Annotated in this window: 18 protein-coding genes and 1 pseudogene; 12 read left to right on the forward strand and 7 right to left on the reverse strand. The window is 65.0% G+C overall.

Annotation, left to right across the window (positions count from 1 at the left end; genetic code table 11):
• Positions 1-409 precede the first annotated feature (409 nt).
• The 4 genes from ACIA03_RS00410 (at position 410) to ACIA03_RS00425 (ending at position 5,180) form a co-directional block, all read left to right on the forward strand.
• Positions 410-1,558 (forward strand): ABC transporter substrate-binding protein, encoded by a 1,149-nt coding sequence (locus ACIA03_RS00410; protein WP_396979862.1) that lies wholly within the window; start codon positions 410-412, stop codon positions 1,556-1,558.
• Between the two features lie 162 nt (positions 1,559-1,720).
• Positions 1,721-2,587 carry a branched-chain amino acid ABC transporter permease gene (locus ACIA03_RS00415; protein WP_396978172.1) on the forward strand — a complete coding sequence of 289 codons (867 nt, stop codon included), beginning with the start codon at positions 1,721-1,723 and terminating at the stop codon, positions 2,585-2,587.
• Positions 2,494-4,416, forward strand: a complete 1,923-nt coding sequence (locus ACIA03_RS00420) for an ATP-binding cassette domain-containing protein (RefSeq protein WP_396978175.1) — start codon at positions 2,494-2,496, stop codon at positions 4,414-4,416. Before ACIA03_RS00415 ends, ACIA03_RS00420 begins: the two co-directional genes overlap by 94 nt.
• Positions 4,413-5,180: an ABC transporter ATP-binding protein gene (locus ACIA03_RS00425; RefSeq protein ID WP_396978177.1), complete on the forward strand. Its 768-nt coding sequence runs from the start codon at positions 4,413-4,415 to the stop codon at positions 5,178-5,180. Before ACIA03_RS00420 ends, ACIA03_RS00425 begins: the two co-directional genes overlap by 4 nt.
• A 244-nt stretch (positions 5,181-5,424) precedes the next feature.
• On the opposite strand, the gene dctP (ACIA03_RS00430) is transcribed toward ACIA03_RS00425, so the two are convergent.
• Positions 5,425-6,648 carry a TRAP transporter substrate-binding protein DctP gene (gene dctP / locus ACIA03_RS00430; protein WP_396978179.1) on the reverse strand — a complete coding sequence of 408 codons (1,224 nt, stop codon included), beginning with the start codon at positions 6,646-6,648 and terminating at the stop codon, positions 5,425-5,427.
• Positions 6,649-6,837: 189 nt separating this feature from the next.
• Positions 6,838-7,776: a LysR family transcriptional regulator gene (locus ACIA03_RS00435; protein WP_396978181.1), complete on the reverse strand. Its 939-nt coding sequence runs from the start codon at positions 7,774-7,776 to the stop codon at positions 6,838-6,840.
• Between the two features lie 224 nt (positions 7,777-8,000).
• Between ACIA03_RS00435 and ACIA03_RS00440 the strand changes: the two genes are divergently transcribed.
• The 4 genes from ACIA03_RS00440 (at position 8,001) to ACIA03_RS00455 (ending at position 13,076) form a co-directional block, all read left to right on the forward strand.
• The gene (locus ACIA03_RS00440; RefSeq protein WP_396978184.1) at positions 8,001-10,088 is read left to right on the forward strand and encodes a hydantoinase/oxoprolinase family protein; all 2,088 of its coding nucleotides are present in this window, start codon (positions 8,001-8,003) and stop codon (positions 10,086-10,088) included.
• Entirely contained in the window at positions 10,081-11,730 is a 1,650-nt protein-coding gene (locus ACIA03_RS00445; protein WP_396978186.1) for a hydantoinase B/oxoprolinase family protein, read from the forward strand. The genes ACIA03_RS00440 and ACIA03_RS00445 overlap by 8 nt, the downstream gene beginning before the upstream one ends.
• Positions 11,731-11,735: 5 nt before the next feature.
• Positions 11,736-11,999, forward strand: coding sequence for a hypothetical protein (locus tag ACIA03_RS00450; protein ID WP_396978189.1), 264 nt, complete (start codon positions 11,736-11,738; stop codon positions 11,997-11,999).
• Between the two features lie 513 nt (positions 12,000-12,512).
• Positions 12,513-13,076, forward strand: coding sequence for a nuclear transport factor 2 family protein (locus tag ACIA03_RS00455; protein ID WP_396978192.1), 564 nt, complete (start codon positions 12,513-12,515; stop codon positions 13,074-13,076).
• A 645-nt stretch (positions 13,077-13,721) separates the two neighbouring features.
• On the opposite strand, the gene ACIA03_RS00460 is transcribed toward ACIA03_RS00455, so the two are convergent.
• The 4 genes from ACIA03_RS00460 to ACIA03_RS00475 form a co-directional block, all read right to left on the reverse strand.
• Positions 13,722-14,699: an oxaloacetate decarboxylase gene (locus tag ACIA03_RS00460; RefSeq protein WP_396978194.1), complete on the reverse strand. Its 978-nt coding sequence runs from the start codon at positions 14,697-14,699 to the stop codon at positions 13,722-13,724.
• A 241-nt stretch (positions 14,700-14,940) separates the two neighbouring features.
• Positions 14,941-16,176 (reverse strand): TRAP transporter substrate-binding protein DctP, encoded by a 1,236-nt coding sequence (gene dctP / locus ACIA03_RS00465; protein WP_396978197.1) that lies wholly within the window; start codon positions 16,174-16,176, stop codon positions 14,941-14,943.
• Positions 16,177-16,744: 568 nt separating this feature from the next.
• On the reverse strand, positions 16,745-16,987 hold the full coding sequence (locus tag ACIA03_RS00470) for an alpha/beta fold hydrolase (protein ID WP_396978199.1): 243 nt from the start codon (positions 16,985-16,987) through the stop codon (positions 16,745-16,747).
• A 307-nt stretch (positions 16,988-17,294) separates the two neighbouring features.
• On the reverse strand, positions 17,295-19,517 hold the full coding sequence (locus tag ACIA03_RS00475) for an ATP-binding protein (RefSeq protein WP_396978202.1): 2,223 nt from the start codon (positions 19,515-19,517) through the stop codon (positions 17,295-17,297).
• 208 nt (positions 19,518-19,725) lie between these two features.
• On the opposite strand from ACIA03_RS00475, the gene ACIA03_RS00480 reads away from it, so the two are divergent.
• Entirely contained in the window at positions 19,726-19,938 is a 213-nt protein-coding gene (locus tag ACIA03_RS00480; RefSeq protein WP_396978205.1) for a hypothetical protein, read from the forward strand.
• Between the two features lie 1,173 nt (positions 19,939-21,111).
• Here ACIA03_RS00480 and ACIA03_RS00485 read toward each other — a convergent pair.
• Positions 21,112-21,438: pseudogene (locus tag ACIA03_RS00485) on the reverse strand (flavin reductase family protein); the annotation flags it as partial.
• Between the two features lie 327 nt (positions 21,439-21,765).
• Between ACIA03_RS00485 and ACIA03_RS00490 the strand changes: the two are divergent.
• The 3 genes from ACIA03_RS00490 (at position 21,766) to ACIA03_RS00500 (ending at position 23,454) form a co-directional block, all read left to right on the forward strand.
• A complete protein-coding gene (locus ACIA03_RS00490) occupies positions 21,766-21,966 on the forward strand; it encodes a hypothetical protein (protein WP_396978208.1) in 201 nt (66 codons plus the stop codon).
• A 125-nt stretch (positions 21,967-22,091) separates the two neighbouring features.
• Positions 22,092-22,634, forward strand: coding sequence for a hypothetical protein (locus ACIA03_RS00495; protein ID WP_396978211.1), 543 nt, complete (start codon positions 22,092-22,094; stop codon positions 22,632-22,634).
• A gap of 220 nt (positions 22,635-22,854) precedes the next feature.
• Positions 22,855-23,454, forward strand: coding sequence for an excisionase (locus tag ACIA03_RS00500; RefSeq protein WP_396978214.1), 600 nt, complete (start codon positions 22,855-22,857; stop codon positions 23,452-23,454).
• The last annotated feature ends 279 nt before the right edge of the window (positions 23,455-23,733 follow it).

The raw sequence follows: 23,733 nt of genomic DNA on the forward strand, positions 1-23,733 counted from the left end.
CGTCTCGAACCGCTCGTTGAGCGGGCACACGGTCGCAACTTTGCCGACCTGGTAACAGTGAGACTCCGGTCACATCTCCCGTACCGGCCGACCTACGGGTAGAGGTACCTGTTTTGGTTCGTTGACCGCAGGACGGTGGCGTTCGGGGAACTTCGGCGGCCGAAAATTCTCACTATATGAACGACTCCGCAGCAAATGGTGGTTGCCCTGTGCCGAGGGGCCGAACTAGCGTGACACCCGCCACATACGAGTGCGGCCGGCGGACGCTCATCGCGCGGACGCCAAGACCCCAACAACACTGCTCGACGCGCCTGGCCATGCTGTCGGCCCCTCCTGGCCTACCAGGGTCGAGTTCAGAGGAGGAACTGTGTTCAGTCGCAAACTCGCGGTAGGCGTGCTCGCCGCCGCGATGGCACTAGCCGGATGTGGTGGATCGGACTCTGGGAGCAACACCACAGGCTCGTCAAACGCATTCACGATCTACGCCAGTCTCGGTCTCAGCGGCCCTCTTGCAGCCCCCGCGGCGGCGAATGTGGCAGCCCTCAAAGCTGCCGCTGAGGTCGTCAACAAGGACGGCGGTATCGACGGCCGCATGGTTCGCATCGTCACCAAGGACGACGGTCTCGACCCAGCGAAGGCGACGACCCTGCTGCAGGAGCAGTTGGACAAGGGATCGATCGACCTCGTGGTCGCGGGCTCGACCAGCAATGTCGGCCTGGCTCTGATCTCGGCCCTGACCCGGGAAGGGATTGTGTCGTCGGGCCAGCAGGCGACCCTCAACGACGGAGAGAAGTACCCCTACCACTTCGGCATGGTGGTCCCGAACAAGACGCAGGTCCAGGCGTTGGTCGATGAGATCGTCAAGAGCGGCGCCAAGAAGGTTGCGATGCTCCACTCCAACGACGCCAACGGTCAAGCTGTCGCCGAGGCGTATGCGTCTGCCCTCGACACGGCCGGCGCGACGATGGCCGACGCCGCCTACGCACCGAACGACGTCGACATGACGGCCCAGCTGCAAGCGCTCGAGAGCGAGGACCCCGACGTGCTCGTGCTTCAGGGCCTCGGTCCTGTCGCAGGCTACGCGCTAAAGAGCCGCACCAAGCTCGGCTGGAACATCCCAACCTACGGACACGCCGACTTCGGCTCCATCGACCTGTCCCAGGTCAGCGGACCGTCGGACTGGGACAACGTCAAGATCCTCGCCTACTACCCGCTCCCCGAGGACGCCCCACGCTCCGCCGGCTACCAGCAGATGCTCGACACCCTGTCGGCCGCAGGGACCAAGATCGACCAGCCGATCTCCCAGTACGCGGTCATGTGGGACCTGGTCTTCCTGGCCAAGGCCGCGTGGGAGAGCTCCGAGAGTGACGATGCAGAGGACCTCAAAGCTGCATGGCTCGAACTCGAGGAGAAGGGTGGCTCGGACTCGCCCTACGTCTTCATGCCCTCCTACCGATTCCAGACATCACACCACCAGTTCGACATCGATCCCGCCGACGCCATGACAGTGGTCTCCCCTAGGCCCATCGTCAACGGCCTGATCACCTCGTCGAAGTAGCAACCGACACCGGCTGATGAGCAAGCCGGTTCGAGTGGACCCACCCCCGGGCCCACCCGCTTCGCTCCATTCGCGAACGGAATGACCCCAGATGCGCCAAACCCCGCCTGCCCCGCAGGACTCCCAGAAGCCGACGCCATCGATCAGCAGGAGATGCCCACGATGGTGACCACGATCTTCGCCGGACTGGCAGTCGGCGCCATCTACGCCATGGTCGCCATCGGCTACAACATCGTCTTCATCGCCTCGCGAGTCTTCAACTTCGCTCAAGCTCAGTTCGTGATGATCGGAGCCTTCACGGCCTACGTAGTCAGCTCAGCCAGCGACGTTCCGTTGTGGATCGCGCTCGCCGTGTGCGCGACCGTTGGAGCAGTGATCGGCAGTTTGGAGGAGGTTCTGGCCATCCGATGGCTCCGGGGACACGGTGGTCACAACGAACTGGTCACCACACTCGGCGTCGCGACGCTCCTCTCCGGAATCGCGTTGGCTGTTTGGGGATCCGAGCCGCGACAGCTCGAGTACGTCGCCTCCGACCACGCCGTCGGCGTGCTCGGAGGACGGGTCTTGCTGACCGAACTGCTCACGATCGCCGCAGCGCTCCTCCTTGGCGCTGGCGTCGGCGTTCTGACCAAGCGGACCATGATCGGCCTGGCTATCCTCGCCACTTCCGAGGATCGCCCGGCGGCGTCGCTTCGCGGCATCAACGCCGGAGCCATCGCGGTTGGCGCATTCGCTGTCGCCGGGGCGTTGATGGCCGTGGTCGGGCCGCTCGTTGCCGCCAAGACCTACGTCGTCTACAACCTGGGTGACCTTCTCGCTGTCAAGGCCTTCGTCGCCCTCGCGGTCGGTGGTTTCGGCAGCTACCGCGGCGCCTTGGTCGGAGGTTTCGGTGTCGGTCTGGTGGAGGTCTTCGGGGCCCGATACCTGGGCACCGAGTGGGAGAACATCATCGTGTTCTTTCTGCTGCTTCTCATCCTGTTGCTCATCCCCAACGGCATCTTCGCCCGCCGCGTCGGAAGGACCGTTTGATGAAGCGCATGTCTGTTGACACCTACCGCCAGCTTCCCTTCTGGCTTCTACCCCTCGCCGGTGGCTTCCTGGTGATGGTCATGCCACTCCTTGGCGTCTCGCGCGGCACCTTGCGGCTCACCATCTCGATCGCCCTGCTGACCATGCTGGTTGCCGGCCTCAACATCGCCTTTGGATTCGCGGGCGAGCTAGCGCTGGGACAGTCGGCCATCTACGCCACGGGCGCCTACTTTGCGGGCTACTTCGCCATCCAAGGACTCGCTCTACCCCTCACGATGCTGATCGCTGTCGTTGCCGCAGCCGCCATCGGCGTCGTCACCGGCGGACCTGGCCTGCGACTCGGGTCGTGGTCGTTGGGCATGGTGACGTTCTTCATGGTGCTGCTGATCCCCGACATCGTCGAACTCCTCAGCCCGGTCACCGGCGGCTCGATCGGGATGTTCGGAATTCCGCTGCCCACCCTGCTCGGGACGGAGCTCAACACCGAAAGCTACTTCGTCCTCGTGATCGGCGTGACGATGGTCTTCCTCGCCCTGCTACGCAACTTCATCAAGTTCCGACAGGGAACCGCCCTCAAGGTCATGCGCGAAAGCCCCGACCTGGCTCGCTCGCTTGGCTACTCGGTGTCCCGGCTCAAGCTCACGGCGTACGTCATCAGCGCACTCCCCGCAGGGGCAGCTGGATGCCTGTTCGCCTACGACCAGGGCGTTGTCACCGCAGAATCATTCGGGTTCTCGATGGCCGTTGCCATTCTCGCCGCTTCCATCATCGGCGGGTCCAGCAGCATCTACGGCGCCGTCTTCGGCGCGACGATCATGGTGGTCGGCCCACTTCGGACCGGTGGCCTGCAGGAATACGCACTAATCGTGTTCGGGCTCCTGCTCGTGGTCGGTGGCCTGTTCTTCACCGGAGGCGTGGCGGGACTGCTCCAGAAGCTCGTACGGCGCTTCCTCGCCGGCTCCGACCTGAGCAGCGACGTTCGCGCAGCCATGGAGAAACCTGCCGATTTCGGCGCGCTCCATGGGAGCGCCCTGCAGGTCAACGGGTTACTCAAGCGCTTCGGGGGCAACACAGCCCTGAACCAGGTCGACTTCCATGCCGAACCCGGGACAGTCACCGCCCTGATAGGCCCGAACGGATCAGGAAAGACAACGCTGCTGAACGCCATCAGTGGGTTCGTCCGCCCCGACGAAGGCACCGTGATGCTCGGCGATCGCGACATCACCGGGCTGCCCCCACACCAGATCGCCGGAGCTGGAGTCGCACGCACCTTCCAGACCCCCATCATGCCCAAGGAACTGACCGCCGCAGAGGTCGTGGCGAGCGCCCGCTACCGGACCGAGCGCACCAGCGCGCTGGCCAGCATGCTCGGCCTGCCCAGCTCGCGTCGAGCCGCCCGCCAAGACCGCGAGACAGCCATCAAGCTTCTGTCCCTGATGGGCATCGCCAAGCACGCGGACGATCCCGCCGACACCCTTCCCCTCGGCACCCGACGAATCCTCGAGGTCGCCCGAGCGCTCGCCTCGGAGCCCGAGCTGCTGCTGCTCGACGAGCCCGCTTCAGGGCTCGACGAATCGGAGGTCACCGCCCTCGCCGCCGTCATCCGCCAACTGCGGAATGCTGGCGCAACCATCGTCATCGTCGAGCACAACTTCGAGATGATCACGAGCGTCGCCGACCGCATCGACGTCCTCCACCTAGGTGGCCTGATCGCCTCCGGAACACCCACGGAAGTTCGCAACAACCCTGAGGTCATCGAGACCTACCTCGGGAAGACAGCAGTGCAACGAACCGGCAAGTCAACCACCCGGACAGGAGGAGTCGCATGAGCGAAGTCGCATTGCTCGTCGAGGGACTCGCGGCCGGATATGGTCCCCTCAAGATCGTACGAGGGGTCTCCCTGGCATGTCGCCCACACGAACTCACAGTTCTCCTGGGACGCAACGGAGCCGGGAAGACGACCACCCTCTCTGCCATCGCGGGCCTGATCCCCACCATGGAGGGAACCGTGTCCTTGTTCGGCACGCCCCAGACCGGGACCACGGTGGACCGTGTTCAAGCCGGCGTGGGACTGGTTCAAGAAGGCAAACGAGTCTTCCGCGCCAGGAGCGTGGAGGACAACCTCCGCCTCGGCGGTTACAGCATCAGACGTACGCGGGGGGCCATCAGTGATGGCATCGATCGGGCCTACGAGCGATTCCCCATTCTGAAGGAGAAGAGACGGGACGTCGCCGGCTCCCTCAGCGGCGGCCAGCAGCAGATGCTCGCCATCGCACAGGCACTCATGCCCCAACCGACCGTGCTCATGCTCGATGAGCCTTCGGCCGGCCTTGCCCCCGCGATCGTCGAACAAGTCTTCGGCGAGATCGCGTCACTGGCCAAGGACGGACTGTGCGTCCTCCTGGTGGAGCAACTCATCGACCACTCCCTCGCCGTCGCCGATCGAGTCGCCGTCCTAGACGGCGGTCAGATCACCATCGACACAGACATCGCAAGTCTCGACAACCTCGACCGCCTGCGTGAGAGCTACCTCGGCACATCGTTCACGGAGGCCGGATCGGCGGACGGTAGGGAACGAACGCCGCGCACCTGAAGGCCACTGTTCTCGAAGAGCGATTGCAGCGCAAGCACTGATGCTTGCCCATGCTGCGGACGGGGGAGTCAAGGCCGTTGCGGAGGATGTCGAGGGAGCCGAATTGAACGCCCTGGTCCGAGTGGATCACGGTCCCCGCCGCATTGGTCTTGCCCGAGTCGGCTGTCGATCGCTCCCGCAGCAACTCGACCATTCGGCGGGCCGCCTTCAACTCGGACAAAGGCTTGTTCCCACGGGCGCGCTTCTAATCCCCGGAATCGTTGAGGAACTCGATGAACCTGGCTGTGTACGCTTCCCAGTCGAAGTCCGTCGACAGGAACCGCAGGTCCTCCTCGATGGCAGCGGCGGAGCCGTCGTTCGGCTCGAGCCCGAACTCCTCCGCGAGGATCTGCTTCCACTCGTCAAAGGCGCCACGATACGCTTCGACCGCCGTGTCCGGGTGGGAGACGGACGCCGGGGCTGTGCTTGGCAGTTCCTCGCCGCGAGCAGTTTGGAGGTCTTCGAGAGCCTCAGAGAGATCGTTCTCGACCTCGACGAGTTCGACGCCCTCCTCAGCGGCAGTCTCCAGCCACTCGACGCTTTGTGCCTCGAGTTCCCGAGCGTTCACGACAGGGACCAGCGCGGCAGCCTCACGCAGGATTTGCTGAGCGTCAGCGGGGAGCCCGTCCAACGTCTCCTTATTCATGGCGATCGTGGATCCGGTGTTCGCGGTGAACTGGAGCGGCATGTAGTACTTCGCGACCTCAGCAAGGCCGAAGGCAAGGTGCGTCGCGGGCGCGCCGATCGCGCAGTCGATAACGCCGCGCTGCAGGCCCTCGTACACCTCTTTGTTGTCAAGCAAGACGGTCGTCATGCCGAGCGCCTCGGCCTCCTGATCCCATGCGCCGCCCACTGTCCTCACAAGCTTGCCCTTCGCCTGCTCAAGGGTGGTGACTGGTTCATTGCATGCGAGGGTGTACCCCTCGGTGCTGAGGACGCTCAGTGCCACCGCGTTGTGGCCCGCCAGCTCCTGGCTTGTTGCGTCGGTCGTGGAGAACACGACCTGGCCTGCAGGCGTCCCGGCAAGAATGTCTTGTGGGGTCTCCCCGGTTGCGAGGACCCCGAAGTTCTGGACCCAGGTGTACGCGGGCAGGTCGTCCGGGAAGAAGCTCGGGTTCAGGTTGGTGATGTCCGTCAGGCCCGACTCGAGCGCCGACAGCGCCTCCTCGTTTCCGTGGAGGGTGCTGCTATCAAAGAGCTCGAAGTCGATCTTTCCCCCGCTCTCTTCGCGCACGCGGTCCATGAAAGCCGCCATCGCGATCCCAAGCGACGAGTTGGCTGGCAGCGGTGTGCTGACGGTGAGGGTAACGGCGTCGACATCTTCGAGTTGCGACCCGGGATCTGACGTTGTCGGCTGTGCGCAGGCAGTCAGCATGAGGGCTGCGGCTGCAACGCAGGCAGACCTGACCACCGCGGTTCTGCTCGTCATCTTGTTGCGTTCCTTTCGTCAGGATCCGCGTCCGGAGTATGCACTCCCGTTTCGCGACTGCCGCGCACGACTGCACGCCCCGCCGCACGGACCTTCCCCGGTCTGATCCTCCTCAGACTGATCAAGGCAAGTCCAATGCCGATGTCGTATTGGCCAATACGAGTCACGAATAACGCAGGCCGGTGCGCGTCAGTCTGCGGAATCCTTCGCGGAGCGCTCAATCGCGGCAGCGGAAGCCGCTGAGCCGTAGGTACGACGCAGTTCTTCGAGCACCTGTGTCGCACGTGGCGATAAGGGAATTCCCCGTATCGACACCACGTTGATGGCGACCGCGATGAGATCGGCGTCGAGCGGCACGGGCAGCTCAACCAGGCCGGCTGCTGAGTTGTCGAGCACTGAGATGAGGATCCCGTCGGTGTTCAAGGCGAGGTTGACCAGCGCAGGGTGGTCATCGATGCAGATCGTCGAGTCAAGCATCGCGCGCGTGTCGTCGTCCGCGACCATCGCCATCTCGTTCGCCCAGGTCGTGGTCGACAATCTCGGGAACCCGGTCAGGTCCTTGAACCTGATTCGCGGCTGCGAGAGCAGCGGGTGATCGCGAGCGACCCACAGCCCTATCCGCGGCCAGCGCGCGAAGAATCTCTGCCGCAGCCGAGACGTGGAGCGCTCGCCGAGCGGGACATGACCGAGGTAGAACTCGATGGTGCCATCGAGGAGCGAATCAAGAAGGGCCGGCGCAGGAGCGACTAGGACCCTGACCCGTCGGTCCGGGGGGCCTTCTGCGAACTGCGCGGAGATCTGGTGGAGAAGCATCGTGGAGAGCACCGGGCCACACCCAAAGGCTAACACTTCGGCAGATGTAGCGTCGTCGCGCAGCCGGCGCTCGATCGCGTCCGACTCGTTCAGAAGCTGACCGGCGCGGGCATACAACTCGAGGCCGGCGTCGGTCAACTGGATGCCACTGCGACCGCGGGAGCGATCAATCAGACGGACATCGTACTGGCGTTCCAGCGCCTGCACGGCCCGCGTCAGCGATGGCTGCGTCACGTTGAGCACCCCAGCAGCCTTTGCATAACTGCCGATGCTCGCCAGAGTGTGGAACTGATAAAGCTTGTGCAAGTCGAGCATTTCGGTCGTCGACCTTCCCGTCCGCCGCTGCACGATTCGGGAAGCCTACCGGTCCACCCACCACACAAACATTCCCTCCGTGCATATTTTTGCCGAAGATTGGCATTGGACGGCCCTTCCGCCCCGCTCCTAGGCTCACTGGTGACGTGGCGGCCCGAGGACGCGGTGCGTCCGATACACAGGAATTCCCCGAGGTACGCCGCGACGTCAGGAAGTGAGCAGACATGCAGAACCGGGACGCAACCGCTCCGCGCATCGGCGTGGACATCGGCGGAACATTCACCGATCTTGCCGCTATAGATGATGCGGGCAGGCTGCACGTCTCCAAGCACCTCACCACGCACGGCGCGGAGCAACGCGCGGTGGTCGCGGCGCTGGAGGACGTCGATGTGGACCTTTCCCGCCCGGACGGCATCGTCAGCCACGGTTCCACGCTCGTCATCAACGCCCTGCTCGAGCGACACGGGTCCCGCGCAGCGCTCGTCACGACGCGTGGTTTCGGAGATGTGCTGCACCTGCGCCGAGGCGGACGACCCGCCGGGTTCGACATCCGCTACCGGCCCGACTCGCCATTGATCCCGAGAGAACTCATCTTCGAGGTGGACGAGCGCAGTGCAAGCTCCGGCGAGGTCCTCCGCGCCCCGGATCCCGACGAGCTCGACAGGCTGGCCGACACTCTGGCGGACCTCGCGGTGGAGTCGGTCGCCATCGCCTTCCTCAACTCGTACGTGGCGCCGGACAACGAGCGCACCGTCGCAGAGCACCTGCGTCGGTCGCTCCCGAAGGTTCACGTCACGTCCTCCCACGAGCTCGGCCGACAGTGGCGCGAGTACGAGCGCACGAGCTCCGCAGCGGCCAACGCGTTCGTTGCTCCGGAGGTGGCGAACTACCTCGACGGTCTCAAGGACGGGATGCGGGCCGCTGGGTACGCCGGCGAACTACTGCTCTTGGACAGCTCGGGCGGCGCACTGAGCATGAGTCTCGCCAAGCGACTGCCCGTCCGGATGGTGGAATCCGGGCCGGTCGCCGGAGTGATCGCGGCACAGACCCTCGCGCGTGAACTGGAGCTCCCCAACGTCGTCACCTTCGACATGGGTGGAACGACCGCGAAGGCGGCCTTGGTCGAAAACTATCGGTTCGCGTCCACGGATCTCTACTGGATCAACGGGCGCGAGCGGGGCACGCCGATCCAGGTGCCGACAGTGGACATTATCGAGATCGGTTCAGGGGGCGGATCGATCGCAGCCGAGGATGCCGGCCGCCTCGTCGTGGGACCGCGCTCGGCCGGCTCGGACCCTGGACCCGCGAGCTACGGTCGCGGCGGAACGGCTCCGACTATCACCGACGCGAACGTATATTGCGGCCGCGTCGTTCCGCAGCGTTTCCTCGGCTCACTGGAGCTCGACGCCGAGGCCGCCCGGCTGGCGCTGGAATCGTTGGCGCAGCGGCTGGACATGTCCACGACGCGGCTGGCACTCGGTATCCTCAAACTCGGAGTGTTGTCGATGGCCGCCGCGGTGCGTCAGCAGACACTTGAGCGCGGCCACGACCCACGTGACTTCACTCTGATCGCACTCGGCGGGGCCGGGCCTATGCATGCCTGCGACGTCGCCATCGAGAACGGCATCCGGCAGGTTCTGATTCCTCAGCACCCGGGTCACTTCTCGGCCATCGGGATGCTGCAGACCAACCTACGCATGGACCGCAGTATCGCCATCGGCCGAAAGCTCCAGGATCTCGATTGGCCGGAGCTCCAAGCGCGGCTGGAGAGCGAGGGCGCGGACCTGCTGGGTGAGCTCAAAGAGGATGCCGCGTCGCTGCACGGAGCTACGCCTGAAGTTTCCTACGCGCTGGTCATTCGGTACAGCGGGCAGGATCATGGCGTCCTCGTCTCCGACCACGGGCAGTCGGGACTCTCCATGCCGACCAACCCGGCAGAGGTGTTTAGTTCCCTGTTCGAGAAGGAGTACGAGTACCGGTTCGGACACAGCATCGCCGGCGCCCCGGCGGAGCTGGTGGAGGTGCAGCTGGTCGCGGAGTACCCGCTTCCGACGACGACCCTACCTGTAGAACAGGTCGTGCCGGCACCCGCCGAGACGATCCAGTCCTACTTCGGTCTCGACGAGACTCCCGTCCGCTCGGCGGTCCGTGCCCGCTCATCTCTTGCTCACGGAGAGCGGTTGGTCGGGCCGGCCATCGTCTACGAGGAGGGGGCGACGACCGTGGTGCCTCCTCGAGCCGTCGTCGAGGTGCTCCCCAACGGCGTGCTACGGATCGACCTCACCGACATCCTGGAGGCTGGACATGAGTGACATTCGCATCGACGCGCTCGACCTGGAGCTGTTTCGTCACGCCGTCGGTTCGGTGGTCGACGAGTTGGACGTCAACGTCAGCCGCACGGCCCACAGCCCGATCGTGTACGACTACAAGGACTACTGCGTCGGGATCCTGACGGCGGACTTCCGGCTGATCGGGCAATCGAAGCTGAACCTGCCGTTCTTCCTTGCTGACATGGGCACATCGGTCGCGGACGCCGTCGAGGTGATCGGGGTAGAAAACCTCCGCCCGGGCGACGTGTTCCTGCACAACTACTCGCCGGTGAGCGGGCAGCAGTCCAATCACGTCATCACGGCGACTCCCGTATACGACGAGCAAGAGCGAATCGCCGGGTACGTCGCCATCCGTACCCACTGGGTGGACATCGGCGGGATCGTCCCCGGATCGATCTCGTGGGACGCGACGAGCCGGCTCCAGGAGGGGTTGCAGCTGCGCGGTCTCCGTGTCGTGCGTGAAGGACGGGTCGAGCCGGAGGTGGTCGCCACTATCGAGGCGAACACCTACATGCCGCAGGATGTGGTCGGCGACCTCATGGCACTTACCGCCGCCTGCCTGTTGGGCGCACGACGGTGGAAGGAAGAGGTCATCCACCGCTGGCCAGGCGACGAAGTAGCCGCATTCGTTGAAGCCCAATTTGCCGACAGCCGGCGTTTCGTCCGCGAGGCCGTCTCCCGGCTTCCCGACGGAGAGTATGCGGCCTCGGTGCGCACCGACGACGGGGGCCGCCCAGGCACCCCGCCTCTCGAGCTGAAGGTGAAGCTCGAGATTCGTGGCGACACGATCGTGGTCGATCTTTCGGACCTGCCCCCTCAGTCCGACAGTCCGATCAACACCGGCGCCATGGGCGGCGCGATCAGTGCGATGCGAGTGGCGTTCAAGTCACTTGTCGCGCCTGAACGGGTCGCGGACGAGGCGCTGTTCGAGCCGCTCGAGGTGCGCATCCCGCCTGGAACCTTCCTCAGCGCCACCGGTATGGCACCGATGGGTCATTGGAACATGACGATGCCCACGATGATCGATCTGTTCTTCAAGGCCATAGGTTCGGTCCATCCGGAGCTCGTCGCCGCCGGGCATCACGCCACGATGGCCGGGTTGATGGTCTTCCATCACACCGAGACCGGTGAGGTTCGGATGTCCGGGAGCACTCAGATCGGCGGGTTCGGCGCGCATGCGGAGGGCGACGGTTTTGGACCGCTCAACACCCTCATGCACGGCGACAACCAAACCGAACCGATGGAACTCACTGAAGCGCGCATGCCGATGCGTTTCCATACCTTCCGAAGCCGCGAGGGCTCCGGCGGCGACGGCTTGCACCGGGGCGGCCCTGGCGTGGAGCGGATCTGGGAGGCCCTCGCGCCGGTGACGATCACCACGCTTCTCGAGCGCACAGTGGACCCGCCCTGGGGTCTCGCCGGCGGCCAGCCTGGAAAGACCGGCGGCTTCTGGGTCAAGTACCCGGGCGGCGACACTTGGACCGCGGTGAACAAGGTGACCTCGCTGCCGCTCCCTGCGGGCACGCTGTTCCGGACGTGGAGTGCGGGCGGCGGGGGCTGGGGCACACCGCCGACCGCACCACCTGACGAAACCACTGGCGAAAGCCCCGAGCACGGAGTGTAACGACCGTGAGTGCCTACGAGGAGGATCATCGCGGGCCGTCTAGGAGAGCGACCCTCAAGGTGCGTCCCGGCGGCGTAATCCGCACGCTGAACCAGTCGGATGGTGTCCCTATGGCCAATGCGGCAAGCTGCACACTCAGCACAACGTTCCGGGGCGAGCGGGTGACCCGCTATGAGCGGTTCCTGGCCGAGGACGCCAGGAAAGAGCGAGACACGGTCAGGGATAGATCCGGGGTGTCGGTCGACGGTTTGAAAGCCCGGGACACTTGAATGCGATCGGATCTGCGGTGAGGGTCATCGGTATGGACGAGAAGGGAGCGCCCGTCCTCGACCGGAGCATCGCCGCGGGCTGGACGTGCCGACCGCTTGCAGGGCGTGCGTCGATCGTGTCGAGTCCTGCCGCCGTAGTGGTTTATTCCGATGTGGCGCGGATGCGGGTTGGGGACGACGATGTGGTCGAGGTAACGCTCGGAACTGACGGGGTGGTATACGCCCCCGTGAGTGGCCGAGCCGAGCGGAGTTGGTTGTGAGCAAGCCGACGCGGACCCCGGACATCACCGGCCATCCCTCTCACCAGCACAGATGCACATCCAACACTGCGCTGACTGAATCGTGCGGACTTCCACGATTGTTGGGAGCGCGTCTGTTGGGAGCGCGTCGCTGCCACCTTTCGATTTGTTCCCCGGTCAACACGCTTCCGATCACTGCCCCCACGGTACTCCGTGAGTTCGACCTCCAGCCCAGTCAACCCCGTCACGGTCCCCTCCAGAAAGAAGTGTAAATATGTCGGATACAGATCAATTCTCCGTTGCACGCTGCGCCGATCGCGTCGAGATCCAACATCGTTTACATCAGTTCTGCCGCGCCGTTGACAGGATGGAGATCCAGGAGTTGCGCGAGGTCTTCCACCCCGACGCCCACGACGACCACGGCGTGTTCAAGGGCGATCCGGAAGGCTTCATCGAGTGGGTGCGCAACCGGCACAGCACGATCGAGTTCTCCAGCCACCACCTGAGCAACGCCTACATCGAATTCGCCTCCGATCACGAGGCGTTCGTCGAGTCGTACGTGCTCATCTGGCAGAGCGTCACCCCCGCGGCCAGTACCCTGGCCGGCTCGTCCAGTGACGACGCCCCGTTCCAGGTCATGTCCAGCAATCGCTACGTTGACCGCTTCACCCGTCGCGACGGACGCTGGCGGATCCAGACGCGCACAGTCATTCCTGGTACCGCGATGAAGGGGGGCGGCGACCCCGCACTCGCTCTCGCCGACGGCTTCGTCGCCTACAGCAGGGACAAGGACGACGTCGCCGAGCAGCTCCGCGCCAAACTCGGGCTCAAGGCGTGAACGGCCCCGATCCGGCAGACAGCAGCTCCCCGGCACCAACGCGATCACAAGGACGGCGTTGTAATGCCGCGGGGCGCAGCGAACCGAACTTGCGTCCGCGACGTCCTGCGCGTTGACCTCGACGGGGCCGCGATACGCGCCCCATTTGAGAACACCTTTAGTTCCATCAAACGGTTGCCAGGTGTGGATATCGGATGTATCGCGCTGCAGACTCGGGGTCTTGGTGGTTGAACCGGTCAACGTACTCAGCGATGGCGATCTCGACGTCGCGCACCGACTTCGTCCGCTCTGGTCGCACATGACTTGCGGACGAACCTGGCCCTGAACGGCGAGTTGAGCGCTCCAGCCTCGGCGAACCGCTCGGCGTGACGAATCACTCGATGTTCGCCCCAGTGATGTCCGCGCGGCACAAGAGGAGACACCGCCCCGCTTGACGGGATGCTGGCGCAGCATCGCCTGCGAACTGCCGAAGGCGAGGGCGGAGAACCGTCGCCCACTGTGCGGCTGGCATTTCGTTCGGGAGCAGGAACGAGGTGAAACGTGAAATCGGACAGTCCCGATTTCATCGACTCGTCCGGCGTGGTCGGCGAGATCGTCTATCGCGACGCCGGAGCTGCTGCTCTGAGCCAACGCGAGAGCGTGGGCTCAGGTGGAGGGTCCGCCGTCGAAGAGCGCATTCGCGTTGTCGACGTAGTCACGTTGTTGCTCTGTAGGGAGGTACTGCTCCTCCCAAGACCGTATCTGGTCATACGCAGGTCGGGCGAAGAGACCGCCGCCCCATCCTTGGTACTGCTCGGTGCCTTCGGAGTCCTTGATGTGCTCGAGGTAGTCGTCCATTGGCTCGTAGCTGTTGCGCGTCTTGACCGCCCTCAGCAGCCGCCAGACCTCGTGTACGGCCGGTAGGACAAAGGGGAGGATGTCGATGGACTGCCCCATCGCGCTCAGTTCGTCAAGCGAGGGGCGGCGCCCGATCGCATTGTTCGGAATGGCGTACGCCGGTCCCGGTGTTGCCTCGAGCGCGGTCCGGATCTGATCCCAGGTGTGGAGTCCCTCGTAGAAGATGACGTCGACGTCGGTTTCCTCCCGATAGAGCTGGCCACGCCGGATTGCCTCGTCGAGACCACCCCCGCCCGCGCCGTATCCGTCTGTGCGTGCCACGATGACGAAATCCGGGTCGAGCTCGTCGCGGGCGTCCACGGCCGCGTTCAGCCTGCCGATCGCCTCCGCATCGGAGACGACCTCGATTCCCGATCGGCCGCCAGCCTTCTTCGGCTCCCTCTGATCCTCAATGTGGATGCCGGCCACGCCAGCCTCGAAGAACTCTCGGACAGTCCGGCGGACATTCGCGGGGCCACCGCCATAGCCGGTATCCGCGTCGCAATAGACAGGGATGTCTACAGCCCGCGCGACTTCTCTGGCTTGCGTGACGACCTCGGTGAGCGTGAGTAGACCGACGTCAGGGACGCCGCGCCAGTGGGACGACATCCCACCTGAGACCTCGAACGCTTCGAAACCGGCGCGCTGTGCCATCTGTGCGTGCATCGGCATGACACCGAACGGCATGATCACCGTCTCCGGGCTCTGAAAAATACGCTTGAGCCGTGTGGTCTTACGTTCGCTCACGTTCGCCTTGCTCCTTGTCTGATGGTCACGTCGCGCGTCGCCTGGTCGAGCATTCATCGCTGATCCGTTATGAGCAGCGGATCAACGTCAAGTCCGTGGATATGGCATTTGCGGTCACCGGATTGGCCCAGGCCCCAGAGTGCCGGGGCCGAGTCGACCCAAACCAGCATGCTTGTCCCGGCCGGCTGAACGAGCGTGCGACCGATGTGTTCGCGCCGGCCGCCACGCTGTGGTTCGCCTCTCACTCGAGGTCGCGCAGGTACTCGTACCAGCGCACGCGATAGCGATCCCAGTCGAACTCGTTTGCAACGAAGTCGTAGGCCGCGAGTGCCGAATCCTGCGAACCGTCGGTCTTCGGGACGTTGAACTCGTCAGTGAGGATCTTTACCCAGTCCGCATACACAGCCTGGAACTGGTCGACTACAGCCCCAGAGTCGGTCACGGAATCAGGGGCGCGCTCCGCCAGTGTCGCGGCCTGCGACCCGCGATAGTCCGCCAGAGTGGAGCTCAGGTCCTCGGCCGGAGTCACAAACGTCACGTCATACTTTTCCGGTGCTGTGGTGTACCACGCATGGAAGCTCTTGATCGTCTCACGGTTGACTCGGCCCAAGAGCGGAGCAGCCTCTTGGAAGATCCGCTTCACCTCGTCAGGCAGACCGTCGTACTTGTCCTTGTTCATGATGTAGCCAGCACCCGTGTTCGGGCTGAACGGCAGCGGCGTGTAGTACTTCGCCACCTCCGCGAGACCTTCTTTCTCGAAGGTCGACACCGGGCCGACCTGGCAGTCGACCGTGCCACGCTGCAGACCCTCGTAGACCTCGTTGGCATCGATCAGGTTCGGGACCATGCCGATGGCTTCCATCTCGTCGTCATAGACGCCTCCCGTGCTGCGGCCCAGCACGCCCTTCGCATCCGCCAGCGTCTCCATCGGCGACGTACATAGCAGCGAATAACTTTCCGACGAAAAGCCACCGAGGTAGACCGCATTGTGCGCAGCGAGCTCCGCAGCCATGGCGCCTTCGCGGTATACCGACATCGCGGCGACCGAACCGGCGAGCATGTCAAGTGGCGATGTTGTCGTGAACCCGCCTAGGCCCGTGGCCCACGCCCCGGCCGGAGCCTCGCTCGCTAAGAGACCCGGGATGTACAGCGTGATGTCCGAAAGTCCCGACTCCATCGCCGAGAGCGCCTGCTCCATCGGGTGCAGAGTGCTCGTGTCGTAGACCTCGAAGGAGACCTTGCCGTTCGTCTTCTTGGTCACGTAGTCCATGAACTCGTTGTTGGCGATGTTCGCCACACTATTCGGCGGCAGCGGCTCAGAAACGGTGAACGTCACCGGCTCCATGGCGTCCAGTCCGCCAGCACTTGACGATTCCTTCACGTTCCCACCGCTCGAACATGCCGCCAACGCCAGTGCGGTGGCCAAGGAGAAGAGGGCGCCGAATCCCACGCGCCGCCGCGTGCTGGAAGAGTGCATAAGAATTCCTAATTAACGAGTGATGATGTTTCATTTATTGAACCCTCATGCTATGACGTGCGTCACACTGAGCACAACCCCAAAGCGTCAAAAGCGCCGACCCGCGTGGACGAACCCGTAGCGGCGGCCTAGAACCTGGGGGTCTTCACTCCGAACACACGTGCTAACACCATTGCCCGATCTCGACCGCCGAAGAACTGGCATGACGACGAGCTCCTCGCCTTCGAACAGTTCCGCACCCTCATCCAGAACATGGGGCAGTGCCCGACGTCATCGAGCACGACGAGCGGCAGGATCCGGTCCTGACGCCCCATACGACCAGGACCGGCGCCACGACCTTGTCGATGTCACGCTCGCCGAGCTGGCGATTGCCCCGCCGTACTGCTTCCATGGAGCCTGGACCTACGGTGCGAGGACCATCCGCGCGAGCAGTTCAAGCGGGATGTCGCGCCAGTCGTGCACCGCGGGACTCGGCAACAGCCGCCCGATAGGGGCGGCAGGAGGAGCCACGACACGCCGGGGATCGCAAGTAGGACGCGGAAGAGCCCGAACACGGCCTGGATCGCCTTCAACCGCACAGTGGCGAGCTCAGCGCCGCCACCGGACACCAAACGAGGCAGCGTATGCGGTGCGCCGGCACCGCTGTGAACGAGAGCGTCACCAAGCCACCGAGCGAGTGGCCGACTAGGCTCACCGCCCCGATCCCCAGCTCGTCGAGCAGAGCCCCCAGCAGCCGACTGTAGGCACCGAAGTCGTCACTCGCGGACAGCGCCTCGGACTCGCCGAACCGCGGCAGATCTACAGCGATCACGCGTTACCCCTCACCAAGGGCGGGAATGTTGGCGAGCCAGCTCTCTCAGGGGGCGCCCATGCCATGCAGAAGGAGGGGCGGACCGTCCCCGTTGTCGACGTACCGGACACGCCCTCCCTCGACCCGGGCCTCGCGCTCACGCGCAGCCCAGTCCACGTTTGCCCAGAATCGAACGGCCACCACAGCGCCCTTGCCTCCAACGCGAGGGCCTAATGACTGGCACTTTATGAGTCAAAGAGTCTCATTTCGTTCAATTGAAGCCACGCTGCTCCTTGCTATGGCGCGGGCTGCCGCCTTGAAGCAGCCGTCACTCGAGATCGTTGCGTCCCATGGACCAGGCCGCGATGGCATGGCGCGAGCTCACACCCAGCTTGCGCAGGATGTTCTCGACGTGAGCCTCGGCCGTCCGAATCGATATCACCAGCCGGTCCGCGATCTCCTGGTTGGTGAGCCCCTCGGTGACCAAGGAAGCCACCTCCGTCTCGCGGCGCGTGAGCGGCGAAGGCTGCGCCGGCCCGGCGGTTGCCGCCGGCCGCGGAGTCTCCTTCGCCTCCCCGAGAGCGAAGGAAATCGCCGTCTCGAGGGACATCTTCTCGCCGTGCGCCTCCGCCTTCTCGAACTGCCCGACCGTCAGCATGCGCCGCACAGCCTCCTCTCCTTCGGCATGGCGCACGGAGAAGAACGGGAGCACATCGACACTGATCCCAATGCTGCGCCACGTCGCGGTCGCCATGCCCAGGAGAGTCGCGGCGCGCTCGGGACGGCCCTCGACCGCCGCGACCCAGGCCAGGAACTCCATGGAACTGGCAATCCCGAGACGGTCGTCGAGCTGACGCTTCATCCGGAGGCACTTCTGGAGCATCTCCCGGCTCCTCTCTGGAGCCTTCGGGTCGAGGGAGAGTGCCCCGATCATCGAGAGCGCGTACGAGTGGTAGTAAAGCTCTCCACGCTGCTCGGTGAGGGCCACCACCTCCGACTGCACCTGACAAGCATGTTCCACCTCACCATCGAAGCCGAGCAGCATTCCGTCGATGACCATGCCGAATGCGAGGTCCGCCATGTTCCCGACCCGTCGGTGCAGTTCGACACTTTGCTCGATGAGCGATTGACCGCGCGCAGCATCGCCTTCCCACGCGACCAGGAGGCCCCGCGCCATGAGCACGTGAGCCACGGTTGCGTCATCGTCCGACCCCCGCGCCAACCGCTCCATGTCGTCAACCAAGCGGGCAGCGGTGACCATGTCGACCTGGATAAGGGCGAACCACGCAGCCACCCGGATTGCAGCGATACGCCATACCGGTGCCTGGCCGCGGTCGTCGTCGGACACCAACGGCAACACGCGCTCGAACCAGAGCCGGGCCTCTCGGACCAGGCCCGCGGCGAGCCAGAACCCCTCGAGGCTGCTGATGATCCGGCAGGCGTGTTCTGCGTCCGCGCGGTCGACACAGAACTGGAGCGCAGTGCGGATGTTCGGCTGGTCGTTACGCAGTCGCTCCAACCAGGCCACCTGATCCGGCCCGATCCACTCCCGGCCACACCGCTCGGCAACCGCGAGGAAGTGCTGGAGGTGCAGCTCACGGACCCTCTCCGCATCACCCGAAGCCTCGAGGCGCTGCTCACCGTACAGTCGGATGGACTCGAGCATTCGGAACCTGACCTGCTCGCCATCGTCGTCCCGGAGCAGCACAGACTTCTCCACCAGGCCGGTCAAGCCGTTGAGGACGTCCTCGATGCCAGCAGCGGGCGCCACCTGCTCGACGTCCTCCAGGCCCATACCGCCACGGAACACCGAGAGCACCGCCCACAGTCGACGCTCGGCGTCCCTGCACAGGTCGAATGTCCACTGGACCGACGCTTCGAGTGATCGCTGCCTGTCGGGCACCCGACCGGCGTAGCCATGGCTCAGCAACTGATAGCGGTCGTTGAGCCGGTCGACCATCGCCTGCGGACTCAGGACCCGGATCCGGGCTGCAGCCAGCTCAAGCGCAAGGGGAATACCATCGAGAGCCCGGCAGAGCTCGATGACATCGACTGAGTTGTCCTGCGTCAGCTCGAACGCGGGGCGGAGCGCGCGCGCCCGCTCGACAAAGAGACGCACCGCCCCGTAATGGTGGACCATCCCGGGATCGACGCCGCCCTCCGCGGGGAGCGAAAGTGGGGGCACTTGGAAGATGGCCTCGCTGGTCAGGCCGAGCGCCCGTTGGCTGGTGGTGAGCACGCGGATGCCAGGGCACGCCATGAGGACCTCATCGACAAGGTCGGCACACGCCTGGATCAAGTGCTCGCAGTTGTCCAGGACCAGCAGGGCGCGGCGCTGCGCGAGGAAGTCTGTGAGTACGGAGATGCTCCACTCAGCGGCGCCGACCTTGAGCCCCACGGCACGCGAAACCGTCTGACCCAGCAAATCGGGATCCTCGACATCAGCGAGCTCGACGAACCAGACGCCGTCCTTGAAGGCGCGCGCGAGGTCGACGCTCGCGCGCCGGCCGATCCTGGTCTTTCCCACACCGCCGACACCGGTGAGCGTCACGAGCCGACTGTTCTCAAGCAGTCTCTTGATCGACTCGAGTTCCCTTCTACGCCCTACGAGCGGAGTGGGCTCGAGCGCACGGCCACCCATGGCCCCATCTCACACGCACGGCGGTCCCCGGCGCAAGCGCGCTCACCGGACGATCGGAGTGCCAGCTCAGGTTTCTACGTCCAGCAGGTTCTACGTACCCACCTACGCAGTCCCCCGAATGTCCAGGCACGACAACGAGGCATCGCGATCGACGCGATCGCTAACGCCAACGCCTTCGGCCGGGCAGCGTCCGAGCTCCCCGGCCTCCCGTTCGTCCTCGCGGGCCACGCCGAAGCCCGGCATCGCCACCCGCGTCTACGCCGACCTCTGCCCCGACGAGGTCGCCGGCGTTGTGCTCGCCGAGAAGAGCGACCACCTGCACGCCGCTTGAACAGGAGCTCGACCTACGTCCCAGCGCGAAGGGCGCCAGCCTTGACGGTGGGCGGCCTTTGACGTGTTCCGCGCCAGGCGGCGGGCGTCGCGTCCAGACACGATCTCCGTACCTATGTACGCAATGCACACGATGCGATGTACGCCACAACGCGCGGAAGGTAGGGGTTGTTACTGCAGGAACCCAGCACAGACCGAGAGGAGGCGCCGCCATGTGGGACGTCGTTCAGATCAGTTCGCTCCATCTGTCACACGATCTTCCGTGCCCGTGGTGCGGCCACCCGGCACACATCTACCTCGCGTGCGATGACGAATGCGGCTGCAAGCCAACGCTCATGCCCGGCGAAGTTCGTCCGGATCACTACACGCCGCAAGAAGACGCCGCATGACCGCAGCGAGGGCCGTCCGGCGCCACCACGTCTCTTGACGCCGCGTACGCCTGTCGCCAGCAGACCGGTCAGCCATTCGAAGACTGATGTGTCCAGAGCATTCGCCGCTCGGCGGATCGCCCGGACAGGCGTGGACGCGGCGAGTGTCGACGAGCGTGCTCACATGTCGATTCCCACGCGTTCAGAGGACTGACGTTGAGTGTGTCGACGCCATCACAACCGAACTCGTTCAGCGTCCAGTTGACGTGCAACCTCGCGGCCTCGACGAAGTCGGGAGAAACCTGTGCGGCGACGCGCCCTCCGCGAGCTGTTCACCCGGGAGCCCGTTTCATGCCATCGACCACGGGAGATCCAGCGGCCCCCGCCCGCCCGTCTAGAGGCCCTCGGGCAGCTCGAAGTTGACGACGCCTTCACCCATGGCATCGAGAGCGACGGATTCACCGAACTCCACTCACCGCCGCCCACGCCGGACGACTCGTGCGATCCCCACTCTTCCGCCCCGACGCATTCGACCGCATACTCATCGTCCAGGCCCAGGCCGAAGACGCCACTCTCGTCATCATCGACGACAAGGTGCGTCGACGTTCGTCAGGGCACACCTTCACGGGTGAGGCAGTAGGAGGCGACGACATCAGCTCAGGTGGAGGACCGGCACAGGCTCAGGGCTCTCCGCAACGACTCGGCGGCGTCGCCGCTCGGACGTGTTCAAAGAGCATCCTGGCGGGACGCATGAGGGCTGTGTGGCATCGATGTCATCTCGCCTCTGACATGCCGGAAGCTGCAGATCAGCTGGCGAGGCTTCGCACCTGACTTCCGAAGAACACCAGCGGTTCCTGCGTACCGTCGAGGTCGAGTGCGAGCACCTCGAGCAGCATGAGCGTGTGATCGCCGGCCTGACCGCGTGTGCGGGGCGACCTCGACGGTCGCGAGGGCCCTGCGCACGAAGGCAGCCCGGCAGTCGGGCGGCGCAGGTCGCACAGCACCTGCTCGTTCCCTTCGCCAAGCACACTGATCCCCCAGCGCTCCGCCCGTCGCAGTAGCGGCCAGGTCGTGGAGGTGTGCGCGAACGACAGCGACACGAGGGGCGGGTCGAGCGACACCGACACGAGCGAGTTCGCCGGCGCCTGGCATCACGCTGAGCCAGGCACACAAGTGTCCGACGAATTCCAAGAAACGAAGGCCTACCGCGAGCATCGACTCGACGGGAGGGGCGAACGATGCGCAAAATGACGTCCCTCAACGGATCCCCCAGTCTCGCATCACATGCCGCTGACAGCCATCGAACCAGCAGCTAAGTGTGCCCCCGACGTCGCCGGACGACCCCACGATTCTCATCCCCCAGGGCAACGATCCGACAGGATCGCAGCGCGTCACACCTCTTTCATTCCCGCTCCCCGCGGCCACTGGACGACCTCCGCGTGTCCCTGGGGGACGTGACGATGACGATCCACAAGCTGGCGGCGGGCTCGGGGTATGAGTATCTGACCCGGCAGGTGGCGGCGGGCGACACCACCGAGCTCGGCAGCACCGCCTTGGCTGACTACTACGAGGCCAAGGGCGAGGCACCGGGCCCAGCTCCACGACGCCTCCGTACGCTACGCCGACGCGGTCACCACCGGAGCACAACGGGTGCTCGGTAGTGGTTGGGAGGACGTCCTCGAGGCGGCTGGCGACGGCCCACTCCCCTGGCTCCCTTCAGTTCCCGCTGGCGTCGCGCGCAACGAGCTAGGGTCCATACCTCGCCGCGCGCGCCCGGCACGTCGAGGTGACCGCAGACGGCTTCCTCAACCACGCGCACAGCGCCGACGCACCTCCTGCAATGGAGAACGGGAAGCGACCCGCCTGGATCGCCCGGTACGCCGTTGTCCTCGGCGACCTCCACGACACCATCGCCCTGTGGCGTGCCGCCCACGGGGTGCCCGAGGACGATCCGCGCCCGACCGGGCCAGCCGTCAACGACCCGATCGGCGCCAGGTTTCAACGCCACCTCCTACGGCAGCTCATTGGCCGCGACAGCGACTCGGTCCGGCGCTGGCACGAGCTGATCATCCATCGGGCAAGGATCCAGACCCAGGACGAGCAGACCAGAGGCGGAGCCATCGAACTCGCTCGCGAACTCGACACACTCCATCGCCGCGGCCACGACGCCCGCAGACTGCTCGACCGTGCCCTGGCCAGCGGCCCGTTGCCAGAAAGCCACCCCGTCGCCGCGCTGACCTACCGCATCCGCAGGCTCACACGGCTCGATCTGGTTCAGTCGAAACGCGAGTCCGCCGGGCATGCTGGCCCATCGGTGCCCGGCCTTTGATCTATCCATCACCCCCGGAATTAACTCCGTTCTTGAACTCTGAGGACTCCTCACGAATCCCTCACCCCCTTGAAGGCCTTGGCGACGAACGTGTCGGCAGCATCCGCGCGGCGCGTTGCAGCAGTCCTGGTCCGCGGTCTCTCCGACGAGTCGGGCCGGAACTCGCATGCCCGCGGTTCTGCTCGCTGGTCCCTGATTCATCGCCCTAGGCTCAGGGCACGTGACAGCACGACTCAACGACACACAGGTGGCCATGCTCAACTGGCTTTCGAGGGAGCCCGGTGCCGGCGAAGCGACGAACCCGCAGCGACTGACCGCACGTGCTCTGGAGAGGCGAAGGCTCGTCAAGATCAAGGGCCGGGGACCACGATGGCATGCAACGCTCACCGCCGCCGGCCTCCATTACCTCGAGCACGGGGCTTATCCGCCCGGACACTCCTGGTCGGAACCCGAGCCGGTGTCCAAGTCAACCGCAACGAAACCGGAACGCGAATGGCCTGGAAAGAGAGAAGCCGCGCCCGAGGTCGACCTCACCGTCGACTCGCCAGTCGGTAAGCTGCGCCGAGGCGGGAAACCGGCGGGAGACACGCTGTTCCATGGCGACGTGAGCGATCCGTACGACGAGAAGATCCTCATCACGGTCAAGGAGGCCGCGTGGATGCTCAGTCTCCCTGAGCATGCGATCCGTCAGGCAGTCTCGCTCGGTGATCTTGACCGCGTCTTCATCGGCGAGGGCGGGAGGAACTATCGGATCGTGTACGGATCGCTGCTCGCCTGGGTGAACTCGATGCCGCGAGAATCCGGGAAGGGCTGGTGGTGACGATGCGCCACGAGCACTGGGAGCCGCCCGACCCGCCCAAATTGCTCGTATCGGCTCGCCGGGTGGCAGCGGAGCTGGACGTCCCCATCTGGAAGGCCAACGAGATCTGCTGGTGCCTCGACAGGCGCTTCTACGCCCCAGGCCAGACCCACTACCGGGTGACCCGAGCATCATTAGACGCCTTCCGGACACTCCTGGCTGACGGCATGACCATCCACGGCGCACGGGCTGTCATGTGGCACTTCAAGCAACGGGGCAGCTTGCCGCCGCCGGATCTCG

This window comes from Nocardioides sp. NPDC051685 (assembly GCF_044453405.1).
Taxonomy (GTDB): domain Bacteria; phylum Actinomycetota; class Actinomycetes; order Propionibacteriales; family Nocardioidaceae; genus Nocardioides.

Coding starts and splice junctions, on each gene's coding strand:
- ACIA03_RS00410 (WP_396979862.1), top strand. CDS start 410: ATGGCACTAGCCGGATGTGGTGGATCGGACTCTGGGAGCAACACCACA.
- ACIA03_RS00415 (WP_396978172.1), top strand. CDS start 1,721: ATGGTGACCACGATCTTCGCCGGACTGGCAGTCGGCGCCATCTACGCC.
- ACIA03_RS00425 (WP_396978177.1), top strand. CDS start 4,413: ATGAGCGAAGTCGCATTGCTCGTCGAGGGACTCGCGGCCGGATATGGT.
- dctP (WP_396978179.1), bottom strand. CDS start 6,648: ATGACGAGCAGAACCGCGGTGGTCAGGTCTGCCTGCGTTGCAGCCGCA.
- ACIA03_RS00435 (WP_396978181.1), bottom strand. CDS start 7,776: ATGCTCGACTTGCACAAGCTTTATCAGTTCCACACTCTGGCGAGCATC.
- ACIA03_RS00440 (WP_396978184.1), top strand. CDS start 8,001: ATGCAGAACCGGGACGCAACCGCTCCGCGCATCGGCGTGGACATCGGC.
- ACIA03_RS00445 (WP_396978186.1), top strand. CDS start 10,081: ATGAGTGACATTCGCATCGACGCGCTCGACCTGGAGCTGTTTCGTCAC.
- ACIA03_RS00455 (WP_396978192.1), top strand. CDS start 12,513: ATGTCGGATACAGATCAATTCTCCGTTGCACGCTGCGCCGATCGCGTC.
- dctP (WP_396978197.1), bottom strand. CDS start 16,176: ATGCACTCTTCCAGCACGCGGCGGCGCGTGGGATTCGGCGCCCTCTTC.
- ACIA03_RS00480 (WP_396978205.1), top strand. CDS start 19,726: ATGTCCAGGCACGACAACGAGGCATCGCGATCGACGCGATCGCTAACG.
- ACIA03_RS00490 (WP_396978208.1), top strand. CDS start 21,766: ATGACGATCCACAAGCTGGCGGCGGGCTCGGGGTATGAGTATCTGACC.